Genomic DNA, 15,264 nt, shown 5'->3' on the forward strand with positions numbered 1-15,264 from the left:
GGGGATGCCCCATCCGGACCGCTACTTCTTGGGCGTGAAGGTGTCCGTGAGGGTCTGCCAGGTGCTCTTGCGCAGCTCGGTGGACCAGGTGCCGGCCTTCGCCGTGTACATCAGCGCGTACCCCTGGCTGTCGCTGACGACGAACCCGCGGTCGACGACCCGGTACGCGGTGCCGCCCTCCGCATAGGTGAACTCCCAGTCGGCCGTGTTCCAGCCGCGGTAGTTCACCGCCTGTATGCGGATCTTGCGGTAATTCGAGCGCTGCATGTAGCGCTCCTGGTTCTTCCAGTCGGCGACCGGGTCGTCCTTGGGCGTGGTCGTCCAGGCGACCAGCAGCCGCTGTCCGTCAGGGCCGGTGAAGCGGTCGCCGGCGGCGCCCGACGTCTGGAACTTCCAGCCGGTGGGCAGCCCGATGGAGTAGCGGGTCCCCTCGTGCGTCGTCGCCGCCCGGCTGTCGTCGGTGGCGGACACGTCGGAGCCGGAGCCGCCGGCGGCCGTGGTGTTGCCGGGCGTAGAGCCGGAGGCGCCCGAGCCGGACCGGGGGGTGGACCCGTCCGCGCGGCTGCCGTCGCTGTCGTCCCCCTTGGTCTCGGCGCTCGCGCCGGCGCCGCCGGTCGCCACGGTGCTGCCGCCGCTCTTCCCGGAGCCGCTCGCGGTGTCGTCGTCACCGCCGCCGAGGGTGAGGGCCAGCACGGTGCCGAGCACCGCGAGCACCACCACCACGGCGATGATCACCAGGGTGCGCTTCGGCACCACGTCGGTCAGCGGCGCCTTCGGTACGGGGCGCGGCGGCAGGTCCGGCGGGGTCATCACGGGCCAGCCCGAACTCCGGCCGCCCGTCGCCCCGTTCGTCCCGGCCCTCCCGGCGGAGCCGGAGGCTCCGGTGGGCGGCACGGCGGGCGTCACCGCGGTGGGTGCGGAGCCGGCCGTCGCGGAGGCGGCGGCCGGGGCCGTGGCCGTCCTGGCGGTGGGCGCGGTCGCGGTCGCAGCGCCGGTGTGCCGGACCTCGTCCGTGCCCACGGAAGGGGACACCGTGGTGGCGGACGCGGTGGGGGCGGAGGCCTCCCGGGCGCCCGAAGCGGCCGTGGTCGCGCCGGACTTGGCGCGGGAGGCGGCGGCGGTGGAGGCCGCTCCCGCGGCGACGGCGGCCTTCTTGCGGACGGAGCGCAGCGCGCCGCGCAGCTTCTCGCCCGCCTCCCCGGCCGAACTCCCCCTGTTCTCGGGGGCGTCCGGCTGGACCGGGATCGGCACGAGCCGGGTGGCGTCGGCGGGCGCGGCCTCCTTGGGGTCGGGCGCGTGGATCACGTCGTTGAGCATCGCCCGCGCGCCGGCGTCGTCGAGCCGCCGCTGGGGGTCCTTGGTGAGCAGCCCGTAGATGACGTCCCTGAGGGGGCCGGCGTTCTTCGGCTCCTCCAGCGGCTCGGTCATCACCGCGGTGAGGGTCGCGATGGCGGAGCCCTTGTCGTACGGCGGGGTGCCCTCGACCGAGGCGTAGAGCAGACCGCCGAGCGACCACAGGTCGGCGGCGGGGCCGGGCTTGTGGCCGCGGGCGCGCTCCGGGGAGATGTAGGAGGGGGCGCCGACGAGCATGCCGGTGGAGGTGATGGACGGGTCGCCCTCGACCTGGGCGATGCCGAAGTCGGTGAGCACGACCCGGCCGTCCTCGGCGATCAGCACGTTGGACGGCTTCACGTCGCGGTGCAGGATGCCCTCGCGGTGCGCCGAGCGCAGCACGTCGAGGATCGCGAGGCCGACCTCGGCGGCGCGCCTCGGTTCCAGCACGCCGTCCTCACGGATGACCTCGGCGAGCGACTTGCCCTCGACGAGTTCCATCACGATCCACGGCCGGTCGTCCTCCTCGACGACGTCGAAGACCGTCACCGCGCTGTTGTTGCGGATCCGGGCGATGGCCTTGGCCTCGCGCAGGGTCCGGGTGATCAGCCGGCGCTTCTCGTCCTCGTCGATGTTCCCCGGGAACCGCAGCTCCTTGACGGCGACCGTCCGGCCGAGGGTCTCGTCCTCGGCGCGCCACACCGTCCCCATGCCGCCGCGGCCGAGTACGCCTCCCAGCCGGTACCGCCCGGCGAGGAGACGTGCGCTCTTGTCCTGACGGGATGCTCCCGCCCGCTCCGCCTCCGACATGCGTCCCCTCATGCAACCCGCCCTGAAAGAGCCTCCATTGTCCCTCACCCGACAAGTGCCCGACGCCCAGGGTGCCCCTGGCGCTCCCGGAGGTGGGGAGCATTTCGGCCAGAGGGCGCGGCGCAGTCCGGCCAACGCCCAGGTGGCACCGGGGCGCAAGGCCCGCCCCCGACGTGAACAGGCCTTGTGCCGAACGGAGTTCGACGGTCAGAGCGGCACGATGTCCGGTGCCCCGAGCCGGGCCGCGTCCGCCGTCAGGTCGTCGGGCTGGAGCTGCGACTCGCGCTCCGCCTCCACCCGCTTCTCGTAGTGCTCGACCTCTCGCTCGATCTGGTCCTTGTCCCAGCCGAGCACGGGCGCCATCAACTCGGCCGCCTCGCGGGCGCTGCGCGTGCCGCGGTCGAAGGTCTCGATGGAGATGCGGGTGCGCCGGGTCAGGACGTCGTCCAGGTGGCGCGCCCCCTCGTGCGAGGCGGCGTAGACGATCTCGGCGCGCAGATAGTCGTCGGCGGCCTGGAGCGGTTCGCCCAGGGAGGGGTCGGAGGCGATGAGGTCGAGGACCTCCTCGGCCATCGCCCCGTAGCGGTTGAGGAGGTGCTCCACCCGCACCACGTGCAGCCCGCTGCGGGCGGCGATGCGCGCTCGCGCGTTCCACAGGGCCCGGTAGCCCTCGGCGCCGAGCAGCGGCACCTCCTCGGTGACGCAGTCGGCGACCCGCATGTCGAGCCCGTGCACGGCCTCGTCGACGGCGTCCTTGGCCATCACCCGGTACGTCGTGTACTTGCCGCCGGCCACGACGACCAGTCCGGGCGCGGGGTGGGCGACGGTGTGCTCGCGCGACAGCTTGCTGGTGGCGTCCGACTCGCCGGCCAGCAGCGGCCTGAGTCCCGCGTAGACACCCTCGACGTCGTCGCGGGTCAGCGGCACCCTGAGGACGGAGTTGACGTGCTCCAGCAGGTAGTCGATGTCCGCGCTGGAGGCGGCGGGGTGGGCCTTGTCGAGGTCCCAGTCGGTGTCGGTGGTGCCGACGATCCAGTGCCTGCCCCAGGGGATGACGAACAGCACGGACTTCTCGGTGCGCAGGATGAGGCCGGTGGAGGAGCTGATGCGGTCCCGGGGCACCACGAGGTGGATGCCCTTGGAGGCACGGACGTGGAACTGGCCGCGCTCGCCGACCATCCCCTGGGTGTCGTCGGTCCACACCCCGGTGGCGTTGACGATCTGCCGGGCGCGGATCTCGTACTCGCCGCCGCCCTCCACGTCCGTCACACGGGCCCCGACGACCCGTTCGCCCTCGCGCACGAAGGCCGTCACCCGGGCCCGGTTGGCGGCCTTCGCCCCGTAGGAGACCGCGGTGCGCACCAGGGTGGCGACGAAGCGGGCGTCGTCCATCTGGGCGTCGTAGTACTGCAGGGCGCCGACCAGTGCGTCCTTGCGCAGGGCGGGGGCGACACGCAGGGCGTGACGGCGGCTCAGATGACGGTGCAGCGGCAGGCCCCGGCCGTGGCCGCGGGCCATGGACATCGCGTCGTAGAGCGCGACGCCCGAGCCGGCGTACCACCGCTCCCAGCCCTTGTGCTGGAGCGGATAGAGGAACGGGACGGGTTTGACCAGGTGCGGTGCGAGCCGCTCCAGCAGCAGTCCGCGTTCCTTCAGGGCCTCGCGGACGAGGGCGAAGTCGAGCATCTCCAGATAGCGCAGTCCGCCATGGACCAGTTTGCTGGACCTGCTGGACGTGCCCGACGCCCAGTCACGCGCTTCGACGAGGCCCGTGGACAGGCCCCGGGTCACGGCGTCGAGGGCGGTACCCGCGCCGACCACTCCGCCTCCCACGACCAGCACGTCCAGCTCACGCTCGGCCATGCCCGCCAGTGACTCGGCTCGCTGTGCCGGCCCCAGTGTCGCTGTCCTCACCGCTGCCTCCCGCTGTCCGTCGCGCCGGCCGCACCTTCAGGGCGAGGCCCACTCGGTGTCCCCCTGCCCAAAATTCTGACCGCCTTGCCCGACTTCAGCCACCACTCACCCCCAGCCTGTGGACAACTCTCACGGAACACAGTCGATCAATCCCGCATAACGGTCATATTTACTCCTAGTCTGACATTGCGCTCGCCCATCCTGTCCACAGGGCTTGCGCACCTGTCCCGCTTCGGTTACTGGGAAGGACGGCCCACGCCATGCCCGCAGATCTCGCCGTCATCGGACTCGGCCCGCTCGGCCTGCCCCTGGCCCAGGCCGCGGTGGCCGCCGGCATCCCCACCCTCGGCTACCGGACCGGACCGGAGACGGGCCCCCTCAGCGCCGCCGAGCTGCGCCGGATGCTCTCGGGGGGCTTCCGGACCGCCACCGACCCGGCCGGGCTGAGCCGGGTGCGCACCGCCGTCATCTGCGCGCCCACCCCGCGCGACGCGGCCGGCGGCCTCGACCTCGGCCAGGTGGAGGCCGCCGCCCGCGCCCTCGGCGCCCAGTTGCGCCCGCACACCACCGTCATCCTGGAGTCACCGGTCCACCCGGGGACGACGGAGGACTTCCTGCGCCCGCTCCTCGAAGAGACGTCCGGCCTGCGCGCGGGCCGCGACTTCCACCTCGCCTACTCCCCCAGCCGGGTCGACCCGGGCAGCCGCGCCTTCACCCCCGCGAACACCCCGAAGGTCATCGGCGGCCTCACCCCCGCCTGCACCGAGTCCGCCGCGGCCTTCTACAGCCGCCTCACGGACAAGGTGGTACGCGCGCGTGGAGTCCGGGAGGCCGAGACGGTCCACCTCCTGGAGACCAACTTCCGGCACGTCAACATGGCCCTCGTCAACGAGATGGCCGTCCTCTGCCACGACCTCGGCGTCGACCTGTGGGACGTCGTCCGCTGCGCCGAGACCAAGCCCTTCGGCTTCCAGGCCTTCCGCCCCGGCCCCGGCGTCGGCGGCCACGCGGTCCCGCTGGACCGCGCGGGCCTGCCGGGCAGCCCCCTGCGCATGGTCGAACTGGCCCAGCAGGTCAACAGCCGTATGCCGCGGTACGTCGTCCAGCGCGCCGCCGCCCTGCTCAACGAGCACGGGAAGTCGGCCCGGGGCGCCCGGGTCCTCCTCCTCGGCGTCACCTACAAACCCGACCTCGCCGACCTGACCGGCACCCCGGCCCACGAGATCGCGATCCGTCTGATGGAACTCGGCGCCGCGGTCAGCTACCACGACCCGCACGTCCCCGCCTGGAGCGTCCTCGACCGCCCGGTCCCCCGCGCCGACTCCTTCTACGAGTCCGCCGCCGACGCCGACCTCACGATCCTCCTCCAGCACCACCGCACGTACGACCTCCAGGGCCTCTCGGTGAAGGCCCAGCTGCTGCTGGACACACGGGGGGCGACCCCCACGGGGGCGGCGCACCGGTTGTGAAGGGGGCGCGTGCGGGGCCGGTGGACTCCCGGGATGGTGGCATGCGGGGTCCGGCGCCAGTACGGTGGGAACAGGTGGAGCCCACCGCAGCGGGTACTGCGGCAGGCTCCTGGATGGATCACGGAGTGTCCGCCCCTACTGTGTATGGGGGCGGCCGCTCACCATCCGAAAAGGGTGGAGCCCACCGCAGCGGTCACTGCGGCAGGCTCCTGGATGGATCACGGAGTGTCCGCCCCTAGTTGGTGTGGGGGCGGCCGCTCACCATCCGAAAAGTCGCAAGATCCACCTCCTCTTGAACTGGACCATCCGAAGACGGATCCGGTCCCAGCGGGTGGGCTTGCGGTGGCGTCCCACGGGCGCCCCCTTCCACGATGCCGCCCAGTGACCCGGTGGACGGCCCGTTCAGGAACTCGGGCCGGGCCCCGAGGGCCGGGGTCCGGAACGATGTCCTTGGAAGGGGGCAACCCCACACAACTGGGGCGCCGAGACGGACGCTATCGCCCGCGCCCCCCTGACCAGCCCGAATTCACGCTGAACGCAACCGCGCGCCCCCGCCCCGCCCCACACGCCCTCGGGCCCGTCCGGGCATGCCGAAGGGCCGGTCGCCCGGGTGGGTGACCGGCCCTTCGTGGTGTCCTACGGGTTACCGGCGGTGCTGCGAGTCCGCCACCGTCACCTCGACGCGCTGGAACTCCTTCAGCTCGCTGTAACCGGTGGTGGCCATGGCGCGGCGCAGGGCGCCGAAGAGGTTCATCGAGCCGTCGGGGGTGTGCGACGGGCCCGTGAGGACTTCCTCGATGGTGCCGACCGTGCCGAGGTCGACCTTCTTGCCACGCGGCAGCTCGTCGTTGACGGCCTCCATGCCCCAGTGGTGGCCCTTGCCCGGCGCGTCGGTCGCACGGGCCAGCGGGGAGCCCATCATCACCGAGTCGGCGCCGCAGGCGATCGCCTTGGGCAGGTCGCCGGACCAGCCGACCCCGCCGTCCGCGATCACGTGCACGTACCGGCCGCCGGACTCGTCCATGTAGTCGCGGCGCGCGGCCGCCACATCGGCCACCGCGGTCGCCATCGGGACCTGGATGCCCAGCACGTTGCGGGTGGTGTGCGCGGCGCCGCCGCCGAAGCCGACCAGGACGCCCGCCGCGCCGGTGCGCATCAGGTGCAGGGCCGCCGTGTAGGTGGCGCAGCCGCCGACGATCACCGGGACGTCGAGCTCGTAGATGAACTGCTTCAGGTTCAGCGGCTCGTGCGCACCGGAGACGTGCTCCGCCGAGACCGTCGTACCGCGGATGACGAAGATGTCCACGCCCGCGTCCACGACGGCCTTGGAGAACTGGGCCGTGCGCTGCGGGGAGAGCGCGGCCGCCGTGACCACACCGGAGTCGCGCACCTCCTTGATGCGCGCGCCGATCAGCTCCTCCTTGATGGGGGCGGAGTAGATCTCCTGGAGGCGCCGGGTCGCCGTCTCCGCGTCGAGGTCGACGATCTCGTCGAGCAGCGGCTGCGGGTCCTCGTACCGGGTCCACAGGCCTTCGAGGTTGAGCACACCGAGCCCGCCGAGCTCGCCGATGCGGATCGCGGTGGCCGGGGAGACGACCGAGTCCATGGGGGCGGCCAGGAAGGGCAGCTCGAAGCGGTAGGCATCGATCTGCCAGGCGATCGAGACCTCCTTCGGGTCCCGCGTACGGCGGCTGGGGACGACGGCGATGTCGTCGAAGGCGTACGCCCGGCGGCCGCGCTTGCCGCGCCCGATCTCGATCTCAGTCACGTCTGTGGCCTTTCCCTGATGCGTTCAGCGTCTTCCAGTATCGCCGACGGGCACGACAAGGGCGGCCCCGGTGCGCCCGGGACCGCCCTGTGCTCGGCTGCCGACTACTTGTTGCGGCTGTAGTTCGGCGCCTCGACCGTCATCTGGATGTCGTGCGGGTGCGACTCCTTCAGCCCCGCCGACGTGATCCGCACGAAGCGGCCCTTCGTCTCCATCTCCTCGATGGTGGCGGCGCCGACGTAGCCCATGGTCTGGCGCAGACCGCCGACGAGCTGGTGCAGCACGTTGGCGAGCGGACCGCGGTAGGGGACCTGCCCCTCGATGCCCTCGGGCACGAGCTTGTCGTCGGAGGCGACCTCGGCCTGGAAGTAGCGGTCCTTGGAGTAAGACCGGCCCTGGCCGCGGGACTGCATGGCGCCCAGCGAGCCCATGCCGCGGTACGACTTGAACTGCTTGCCGTTGATGAACAGCAGCTCGCCCGGGGACTCCTCGCAGCCGGCGAGGAGGCTGCCCAGCATCACGGTGTCGGCACCGGCGGCGAGCGCCTTGCCGATGTCGCCGGAGTACTGCAGACCACCGTCGCCGATCAGCGGGACACCGGCGGGACGGGCCGCGAGTGAGGCCTCGTAGATCGCGGTGACCTGCGGGACGCCGATGCCGGCCACCACGCGCGTGGTGCAGATCGAACCGGGGCCGATGCCCACCTTGATGCCGTCGACACCGGCGTCGATGAGGGCCTGCGCGCCGTCGCGGGTGGCGACGTTGCCGCCGATCACGTCGACGTTCACGCTGGACTTGATCTTCGCCATCCAGCTGAGGGCGTTGCTGTTGTGACCGTGCGAGGTGTCGACGACCAGGAAGTCCACGCCGGCCTCGGCCAGGGCCTGGGCCCGCTCCAGCGCCTCGGGGCTGGCGCCGACGGCGGCACCGACGATCAGCCGGCCCTCGGAGTCCTTCGCCGCGTTCGGGTACTTCTCGGCCTTGACGAAGTCCTTGACCGTGATCAGACCCTTGAGCAGGCCCTGGTCGTCGACGAGCGGAAGCTTCTCGATCTTGTGCTTGCGCAGCAGCTCCATGGCCTCGACACCGGTGATGCCGACCGTGCCGGTGACCAGCGGCATCGGGGTCATGACCTCGCGGACCTCGCGGGTGCGGTCGCTCTCGAAGGCCATGTCGCGGTTGGTCACGATGCCGAGCAGCCGGCCCGCCGGGTCGGTGACCGGGACACCGCTGATGCGGAACTTGGCGCAGAGCGCGTCCGCCTCGGCGAGCGTGGCCTCCGGGTGGACGGTGATCGGGTCGGTGACCATGCCGGACTCGGACCGCTTGACCAGGTCGACCTGGTTGACCTGGTCCTCGACGGACAGGTTGCGGTGGAGGACGCCGACGCCGCCGAGGCGGGCCATCGCGATCGCCATGCGGGACTCGGTCACCTTGTCCATGGCCGCGGACAGCAGCGGGATGTTGACCCGGACGTTGCGGGAGATTCGGGACGAGGTGTCGACCGCGTTGGGGAGCACCTCGGACGCTCCCGGCAGCAGCAGCACGTCGTCGTAGGTCAGCCCCAGGGTCGCGAATTTGGCGGGCACTCCGTCGACGTTGGCAGTCATGACACCTTCCCCAAATGGCCTTGATCGGTGCGGATGTCCATGCTAACGGGAAGTGAACCTCCCGAATTCCACGGTGGGACGCCGCTCCTGGCTTCGTATGTTCGTACGGAAATCCCGGCGCGCTCGTTCATACGCCGCCGAGGTATGCGTGTTTTCTACTGTTCGGCGAGAGCCCGCAGCCGGCTCAGCGCCCGGTGCTGGGCGACCCGGACCGCTCCGGGTGACATTCCCAACATCTGACCGGTCTCCTCGGCGGTGAGGCCCACCGCGATCCGCAGCAAGAGCAGCTCCCGCTGGTTCTCGGGCAGGTTGGCCAGGAGTTTCTTGGCCCATTCGGCGTCGCTGCTGAGCAGGGCGCGCTCCTCCGGGCCGAGGGAGTCGTCGGGGCGTTCGGGCATCTCGTCGGAGGGGACCGCCGTGGAGCCGGGGTGCCGCATGGCGGCCCGCTGCAGGTCGGCGACCTTGTGCGAGGCGATCGCGAACACGAACGCCTCGAAGGGCCTGCCGGTGTCCCGGTAGCGGGGCAGGGCGAGCAGGACCGCGACGCAGACCTCCTGGGCGAGGTCCTCGACGAAGTGGCGCGCGTCACCGGGGAGCCGGGAGAGCCGGGTGCGGCAGTAGCGCAGGGCGAGGGGGTGGACATGGGCGAGCAGGTCGTGCGTGGCCTGCTCGTCGCCGTCGACGGCGCGATGGACGAGCGAACCGATCGTCCCCACGGCAGTGACCGCCTCGTCGTCGCGCATCGGTCCATGGTGCACCGCGGCCGACGCGTCCGCGGCACCGTGCTCGTCGTTGTGCACCGAAGCGTTATGAGCAGGTGCGCCGGAACTCATCCCCTGCGCCCTCCCCTTCCGCTCGACCGACTCGTCCCCGAGAGACTCCACATCTCAAGGATGCGGCATCGGCGGCGAAACGAGCAGCGGGCACCGGGCGACGCCCGGCGCGACCCTCGCCCGCGGACCCGGACACGAGTGTCCCGACCCCGTCTGAACAGGGAGGTTCCCTCATGCCCCCGCTCCTTCCGACCGACCGGACACCGACCGCACACCACCCGCCGGGACGACGACATCCACCGAACGGCCCACCGGCCGGTCCGGGGCGGGTGCCCGGTTTCGGTGCGGGCGACCCCGATCTCCCGGCGACACGCTTCCGGCACGGGCCTGCGGCTGCGGCGGCGCCGGCAGCGACTTGCCGCAGCAGCACGGCAGCGGCCGACGGGCTTCGGTGAGTGAGCGAGGGGCAAACCGTGGGGTGCCCGCGCGCGGACGACGAGACGGCCGAACGGTTCTTGCGCCCGGGAGGGCGCCGACCCCGCGGGTGAGCCGGACCCCGCCCCGCGGACCCGCCCCGCGGACCCGCACACGGGGCCCGTAACGCGGGACACCACAGCGGGCCCGCACCACGGAAGCCGGAGACCGGCCCGCACCACGGAACCCAGCGACGGCCCCGCACCACGAAATCCCTGGACCGCCCCACAGGACGGAGCACCGGACCTGCCCCGCCCGCCCCGAGGGCGTGACGCCGGACGGTGCTAGCGGACCAGTCCCCACCGGAAGCCCAGGGCCACCGCGTGGGCACGGTCCGAGGCGCCGAGTTTCTTGAACAGGCGCCGGGCGTGGGTCTTGACGGTGTCCTCGGAGAGGAACAGCTCGCGGCCGATCTCCGCGTTGGAGCGGCCGTGGCTCATGCCTTCGAGGACCTGGATCTCGCGCGCGGTGAGCGTGGGCGCCGCGCCCATCTCGGCGGAGCGCAGCCGGCGCGGGGCCAGCCGCCAGGTCGGGTCGGCGAGCGCCTGGGTGACGGTCGCCCGCAGCTCCGCGCGGGAGGCGTCCTTGTGCAGATAGCCGCGGGCGCCGGCGGCGACCGCGAGGGCCACGCCGTCCAGGTCCTCGGCGACGGTGAGCATGATGATGCGCGCACCGGGGTCGGCGGACAGCAGCCGCCGTACGGTCTCGACGCCGCCCAGTCCGGGCATGCGCACGTCCATCAGGATGAGGTCCGAGCGGTCGGCGCCCCAGCGGCGGAGGACTTCCTCGCCGTTGGCCGCCGTCGTCACGCGCTCGACGCCGGGCACGGTCGCGACCGCGCGGCGGAGCGCCTCTCGGGCAAGCGGGGAGTCGTCGCAGACGAGGACGGAAGTCATGGCCGCCCTCCGCAGCTGATGCGCGTCACCTTGTGCCTCCAGGCTGGTGGGAAATCGTCACCTGTGCGGTCGACCGTCTCGGACGCCTGCCCGAGCGTTTGTGTTTTCAACCGCCTCGCACTCTCAACGATGGTCACTCGAAAGAGTTACGGGGCCGCGTGCAGACTTCGGCACTCTACGTGAGGGCGTGGACACGGTGGAGGGTGCCGCGCTGACCCTCAAGCTTTCATCACAACCCATGCCCCATTCAGCCCTATTTCTTCCCTTTAGCTGGTGTCTGAGGCTAGATTCGCAATGAGTCATATTTTCATCTCCTTAGATCGTAGTTGTACGGTCGTGGGCACCGTATCCGCTCAGAACGGCTACAAGGGGTCACGCAATGGCAGATTTCTCCCGCCTTCCCGGACCGAACGCGGACCTGTGGGACTGGCAGCTCCTGGCTGCCTGCCGCGGGGTGGACAGTTCGCTCTTCTTCCATCCGGAGGGTGAGCGCGGGGCGGCTCGGAGCGCTCGAGAGAACTCGGCCAAGGAGGTCTGCATGAGGTGCCCGGTCCGAGCGCAGTGCGCCGCGCACGCGCTCGCCGTACGTGAGCCGTACGGCGTGTGGGGCGGGTTGACCGAGGACGAGCGCGAGGAGCTGATGGGCCGGGCGCGCAATCGCCTGGTGTCAGCGTCGACGGGCGCGAGGGACGCGTCGTCGGACACATGAAGAAACGCACGTGAAGGAACCCTGAAGGAACGTTTCTGCAAGGCCGAGGCCGGACGGCGGGTACGCGCGCGTGCCCGCCGTTCCTACATGCCCCGAGTCGCCCGCGTGGCCTGCGTGGCCTGAGCCGCGTGCGTGGCCTGAGTCGCGTGCGTGGCCTGAGTCGCCCGCGTGGCCCGAGTGGCCCGCGCCGCCCGTTCCAGCCGCTCCAGCGTCGCCGCGACCGCCGGCACCTGGGCCAGGTCGGGCAGGGTGAGCGCGACGATCTCCCGCCGCACCGCCGGTTCGAGGGTGACCGCGCGCGCTCCCCGGGGCCGTACGGACTCGATCGCGAGCTGGGGCAGGACGGCCACCCCGAGACCGGCGCCGACCAGCCCGACCACCGCCGGGTAGTCGTCGGTCGCGAAGTCGATGCGGGGGGTGAAGCCCGCCCGCTCGCACACCTCCACCAGCTGGCCCCGGCAGCGCGGGCAGCCCGCGATCCACGGCTCGGCGGCGAGTTCGCCGATGGCGACGGCCGGTGTGTGCGCCAGCCGGTGCCCCTCCGGTACGAGGGCGACGAGGCGGTCCGTCAGCAGCGGCCGTACGACCAGGTCGTCCCACTCCTCGGCGGCCCCCTCGGCCGGACCCGCGCCCGGCACGCGCGCGTAGCGGAACGCGAGGGCGATGTCGCAGTCGCCGGCCCGCAGCGCGTCGACCGACTCCGGCGGTTCGGCCTCCTCCAGGGAGACCCGGGTGCCGGGGTGATCCGCGCGCAGGGCGGCCAGGGCGGTGGGGACCAGGGTGGAACTGCCGCTGGGGAAGGAGACCAGCCGGACCCGGCCGGCGCGCAGCCCCGCGATCGCGGCGACCTCCTCCTCGGCGGCGGTGAGGCCGGAGAGGATCCCGGCCGCGTGCCGCACGAGGGCCTCGCCCGCCTGGGTCAGGCGCATCTCCCGGCCGCTGCGGATCAGCAGGGGGGTGCCCACGGAGGCTTCCAGCGCCTTCATCTGCTGACTGACGGCCGGCTGGGTGCAGCCCAGCTCGCGCCCGGCCGCCGAGAAGGAGCCGGTGGCGGCGACGGCGCGCAGGACGCGGAGATGACGGGCCTCGATCATCTTTCGAGCATAAGGGAATCTTGGGCGAAGAGACGAAAAATGCGTAGACCCTTTGAGGTTCGGTGGCCTACCGTGGCGGCCATGAGGCTGCTCTCCGTCAACGTGGGCCGGGCACGCGCCGTCCCGTACACCGATCACCCGCAGAAGCTGACGGGCATCGACAAGCGTCCGGTCGAGGGACCGGTGCGGATCTCGGCACCGGGACCGAAGGGCGTCGCCGGGAGCGGACTGGAAGGGGACGACATCTGCTCCCTGAACCACCACGGCGGGAACGACCAGGCGGTGTACGCGGTCGCGCGCGAGGACCTCGACGGCTGGGAGCCCGAGCTGGGCCGGGCGCTGCCGGCCGGCGCGTTCGGCGAGAACCTCACCACGCGCGGCCTCGACGTCTCCGGGGCGCGGATCGGCGAACGCTGGCGGATCGGCCCGGACGTGGTGCTGGAGGTGACCTCCGGGCGGATCCCCTGCCGTACCTTCCAGGGCCACCTGGGCGAGGAGAAGTGGGTCAGACGGTTCACGGAGAGGGCGGCGACCGGCGCGTATCTGCGGGTGATCGAACCGGGCGAGGTCCGCGCGGGGGACGCGATCGAGATCGTGCACGTACCGGAGCACGAGGTGACGGCCCGGATGCAGTTCCAGGCCGTCACCACCCGTCGTGACCTGCTGCCCCGGCTGCTCGCGGCCGGCGAGGCGCTGCATCCCGAGGCGCTGGAGCAGGCGCGGAAGTACGTGGCGAGGTACGGCGCCTGAGCGGCGGTCACGGCGGCGGCGCGCACCGGTCCTTCACGGTCGGGAGGCCGTGTGCGCGGAACGGACCCGCACAGTCCGGGTCACTACGCTGCTGCCATGACAACGGCTCTCATCACGGGTTCGACCGCGGGCATCGGCGCCGCGTTCGCCCGCAGACTGGCGGCGGACGGGCATGATCTCGTCCTCGTCGCCCGGGACACCAAGCGGCTGCGCGAGCAGGCGACCGAGTTGCACGACCGGCACGGCGTCGAGGCGGAGGTGCTGGTCGCCGATCTCGCCACCGACGCGGGCATCGAGGCGGTGGCTTCGCGGCTCGGCGACCGCAAGAACCCGGTCGACCTGCTGATCAACAACGCCGGCTTCGGCAACAAGGGCCGCTATCTCGACGTACCGATGGCCGACGAGCTGAGGATGCTCAAGGTGCACTGCGAGGCGGTGCTGCGGCTGACGTCGGCGGCGGTGACCTCGATGCGCGAGCGCGGGCGCGGCGGTGTGGTGAACGTGGCCTCGGTGGCGGCGTTCCTGCCGCGCGGGACGTACGGGGCGTCGAAGGCGTGGGTCGTGCAGTTCACGCAGGGTGCGGCGAAGGATCTGGCGGGCAGCGGCGTACGGCTGATGGCGCTCTGTCCGGGTTTCGTGCGCACGGAGTTCCACGAGCGGGCCGGGATGGGCACGGACAACATCCCGGGCTGGATGTGGCTGGACGCGGACAAGCTGGTCGCGGCGGCGCTGGACGACATGGCGCGCGGGAAGTCGCTGTCGATCCCCGACCCGCGCTACAAGACGCTGATGGGTCTGGTGAAGGTGACGCCGCGTGCGCTGCTGGGCGGAATCAGTTCCCGGACCGGGCGGAAGTACGGGCCTCAGTGACCGGAGTCCCGGTACACAGGTGACGTCGGCGCTCCGGTGGGAAAATGGGCTTGTCAGAAGACCGGACCCAGGGGGACCGGAGGCGGCGTCATGACATTCGTGCAGCTCATCGACTGCAGGACCAGTCGGTTCGACGAGATGGACCGGCTGATGGACACATGGGTCGAGCAGACCAGGGGGAAGCGGACGGCGACGCACGCGGTGGTGGGCAAGGACCGCTCGGACGCGTCGCACTTCATCGAGATCGTGGAGTTCCCTTCGTACGAGGAGGCGATGCGGAACTCGAATCTGCCCGAGACCGACAAGATCTTCCGCGAGCTGGTGGCGCTGTGCGACGAGATGCCGACGTTCACGGATCTGGACGTCGTCCGGGACGAGAAGCTGTACGCGGCGACCGCGCGCCGGATGTTCGAGACGATCGGCACCCGGGGTGAACTGCCTCCGCTCGACGGTCTGATCGCCCAGGACTACCACGACCACGACCCGGCCAACGAGCAGGACACCATGGGGATGGACGCGATGCGGCGCGAGGTCTTGTGGCGGGCGGGCTTCGACTTCGCCTTCGAGGTCGAGGACCAGATCGCGCAGGACGACCGGGTGTGCAACCGTTGGACCTGGCGCGGCACCCACAAGGGCGACTTCATGGGCCTCGCGGCCACCGGCAAGCAGGTCACCATGACCGGGACGACCATCTTCCGCTTCGATGCGGACGGAAGGATCGCCGAGGCCTGGTGGCAGTACGACCGGCTGGGGCTGATGGCCCAACTGGGCGCCCTGGACGAACTGGAGGGCTGA

General features: G+C 71.7%; 12 protein-coding genes. 5 read left to right on the top strand and 7 right to left on the bottom strand.

What is annotated here, in order from left to right:
* Nucleotides 1–21: 21 nt before the first annotated feature.
* Nucleotides 22–2,142, bottom strand: coding sequence for a serine/threonine-protein kinase (locus U5640_RS17670; protein ID WP_340385173.1), 2,121 nt, complete (start codon nucleotides 2,140–2,142; stop codon nucleotides 22–24).
* A 207-nt stretch (nucleotides 2,143–2,349) separates the two neighbouring features.
* Nucleotides 2,350–4,056, bottom strand: coding sequence for a glycerol-3-phosphate dehydrogenase/oxidase (locus U5640_RS17675; protein WP_340376755.1), 1,707 nt, complete (start codon nucleotides 4,054–4,056; stop codon nucleotides 2,350–2,352).
* A 260-nt stretch (nucleotides 4,057–4,316) separates the two neighbouring features.
* On the opposite strand from U5640_RS17675, the gene U5640_RS17680 reads away from it, so the two are divergent.
* Entirely contained in the window at nucleotides 4,317–5,525 is a 1,209-nt protein-coding gene (locus tag U5640_RS17680; protein ID WP_340376756.1) for a nucleotide sugar dehydrogenase, read from the top strand.
* Nucleotides 5,526–6,168: 643 nt separating this feature from the next.
* Here the strand turns inward: U5640_RS17680 and U5640_RS17685 are convergent.
* From U5640_RS17685 to U5640_RS17700, 4 genes are all read right to left on the bottom strand, one after another.
* Nucleotides 6,169–7,293 (bottom strand): GuaB3 family IMP dehydrogenase-related protein, encoded by a 1,125-nt coding sequence (locus tag U5640_RS17685; RefSeq protein WP_340376757.1) that lies wholly within the window; start codon nucleotides 7,291–7,293, stop codon nucleotides 6,169–6,171.
* Nucleotides 7,294–7,397: 104 nt separating this feature from the next.
* The gene (guaB, locus tag U5640_RS17690) at nucleotides 7,398–8,903 is read right to left on the bottom strand and encodes an IMP dehydrogenase (protein WP_340376758.1); all 1,506 of its coding nucleotides are present in this window, start codon (nucleotides 8,901–8,903) and stop codon (nucleotides 7,398–7,400) included.
* Nucleotides 8,904–9,058: 155 nt separating this feature from the next.
* Nucleotides 9,059–9,646, bottom strand: a complete 588-nt coding sequence (locus tag U5640_RS17695; protein ID WP_067249722.1) for a sigma-70 family RNA polymerase sigma factor — start codon at nucleotides 9,644–9,646, stop codon at nucleotides 9,059–9,061.
* A gap of 788 nt (nucleotides 9,647–10,434) precedes the next feature.
* Entirely contained in the window at nucleotides 10,435–11,046 is a 612-nt protein-coding gene (locus U5640_RS17700; RefSeq protein ID WP_003948568.1) for a response regulator transcription factor, read from the bottom strand.
* A 379-nt stretch (nucleotides 11,047–11,425) separates the two neighbouring features.
* On the opposite strand from U5640_RS17700, the gene U5640_RS17705 reads away from it, so the two are divergent.
* Nucleotides 11,426–11,755, top strand: a complete 330-nt coding sequence (locus U5640_RS17705) for a WhiB family transcriptional regulator (protein ID WP_055638477.1) — start codon at nucleotides 11,426–11,428, stop codon at nucleotides 11,753–11,755.
* Nucleotides 11,756–11,838: 83 nt separating this feature from the next.
* Here U5640_RS17705 and U5640_RS17710 read toward each other — a convergent pair whose 3' ends face one another.
* The gene (locus U5640_RS17710) at nucleotides 11,839–12,849 is read right to left on the bottom strand and encodes a LysR family transcriptional regulator (protein WP_340376759.1); all 1,011 of its coding nucleotides are present in this window, start codon (nucleotides 12,847–12,849) and stop codon (nucleotides 11,839–11,841) included.
* A gap of 81 nt (nucleotides 12,850–12,930) precedes the next feature.
* Between U5640_RS17710 and U5640_RS17715 the strand changes: the two genes are divergently transcribed.
* From U5640_RS17715 to U5640_RS17725, 3 genes are all read left to right on the top strand, one after another.
* Entirely contained in the window at nucleotides 12,931–13,599 is a 669-nt protein-coding gene (locus tag U5640_RS17715; protein WP_340376760.1) for an MOSC domain-containing protein, read from the top strand.
* 96 nt (nucleotides 13,600–13,695) lie between these two features.
* The gene (locus U5640_RS17720) at nucleotides 13,696–14,469 is read left to right on the top strand and encodes an SDR family oxidoreductase (RefSeq protein WP_340376761.1); all 774 of its coding nucleotides are present in this window, start codon (nucleotides 13,696–13,698) and stop codon (nucleotides 14,467–14,469) included.
* A 90-nt stretch (nucleotides 14,470–14,559) separates the two neighbouring features.
* A complete protein-coding gene (locus U5640_RS17725; protein WP_340376762.1) occupies nucleotides 14,560–15,264 on the top strand; it encodes an ester cyclase in 705 nt (234 codons plus the stop codon).

This window comes from Streptomyces sp. SS7 (assembly GCF_037993025.1).
Lineage (GTDB): Bacteria > Actinomycetota > Actinomycetes > Streptomycetales > Streptomycetaceae > Streptomyces.

What these genes read in the sequence shown, in the direction of transcription:
- U5640_RS17670 (WP_340385173.1), bottom strand. Translation starts at nt 2,142, where the DNA reads ATGTCGGAGGCGGAGCGGGCGGGAGCATCCCGTCAGGACAAGAGCGCA.
- U5640_RS17680 (WP_340376756.1), top strand. Translation starts at nt 4,317, where the DNA reads ATGCCCGCAGATCTCGCCGTCATCGGACTCGGCCCGCTCGGCCTGCCC.
- guaB (WP_340376758.1), bottom strand. Translation starts at nt 8,903, where the DNA reads ATGACTGCCAACGTCGACGGAGTGCCCGCCAAATTCGCGACCCTGGGG.
- U5640_RS17695 (WP_067249722.1), bottom strand. Translation starts at nt 9,646, where the DNA reads ATGCGCGACGACGAGGCGGTCACTGCCGTGGGGACGATCGGTTCGCTC.
- U5640_RS17700 (WP_003948568.1), bottom strand. Translation starts at nt 11,046, where the DNA reads ATGACTTCCGTCCTCGTCTGCGACGACTCCCCGCTTGCCCGAGAGGCG.
- U5640_RS17705 (WP_055638477.1), top strand. Translation starts at nt 11,426, where the DNA reads ATGGCAGATTTCTCCCGCCTTCCCGGACCGAACGCGGACCTGTGGGAC.
- U5640_RS17710 (WP_340376759.1), bottom strand. Translation starts at nt 12,849, where the DNA reads ATGATCGAGGCCCGTCATCTCCGCGTCCTGCGCGCCGTCGCCGCCACC.
- U5640_RS17715 (WP_340376760.1), top strand. Translation starts at nt 12,931, where the DNA reads ATGAGGCTGCTCTCCGTCAACGTGGGCCGGGCACGCGCCGTCCCGTAC.
- U5640_RS17720 (WP_340376761.1), top strand. Translation starts at nt 13,696, where the DNA reads ATGACAACGGCTCTCATCACGGGTTCGACCGCGGGCATCGGCGCCGCG.
- U5640_RS17725 (WP_340376762.1), top strand. Translation starts at nt 14,560, where the DNA reads ATGACATTCGTGCAGCTCATCGACTGCAGGACCAGTCGGTTCGACGAG.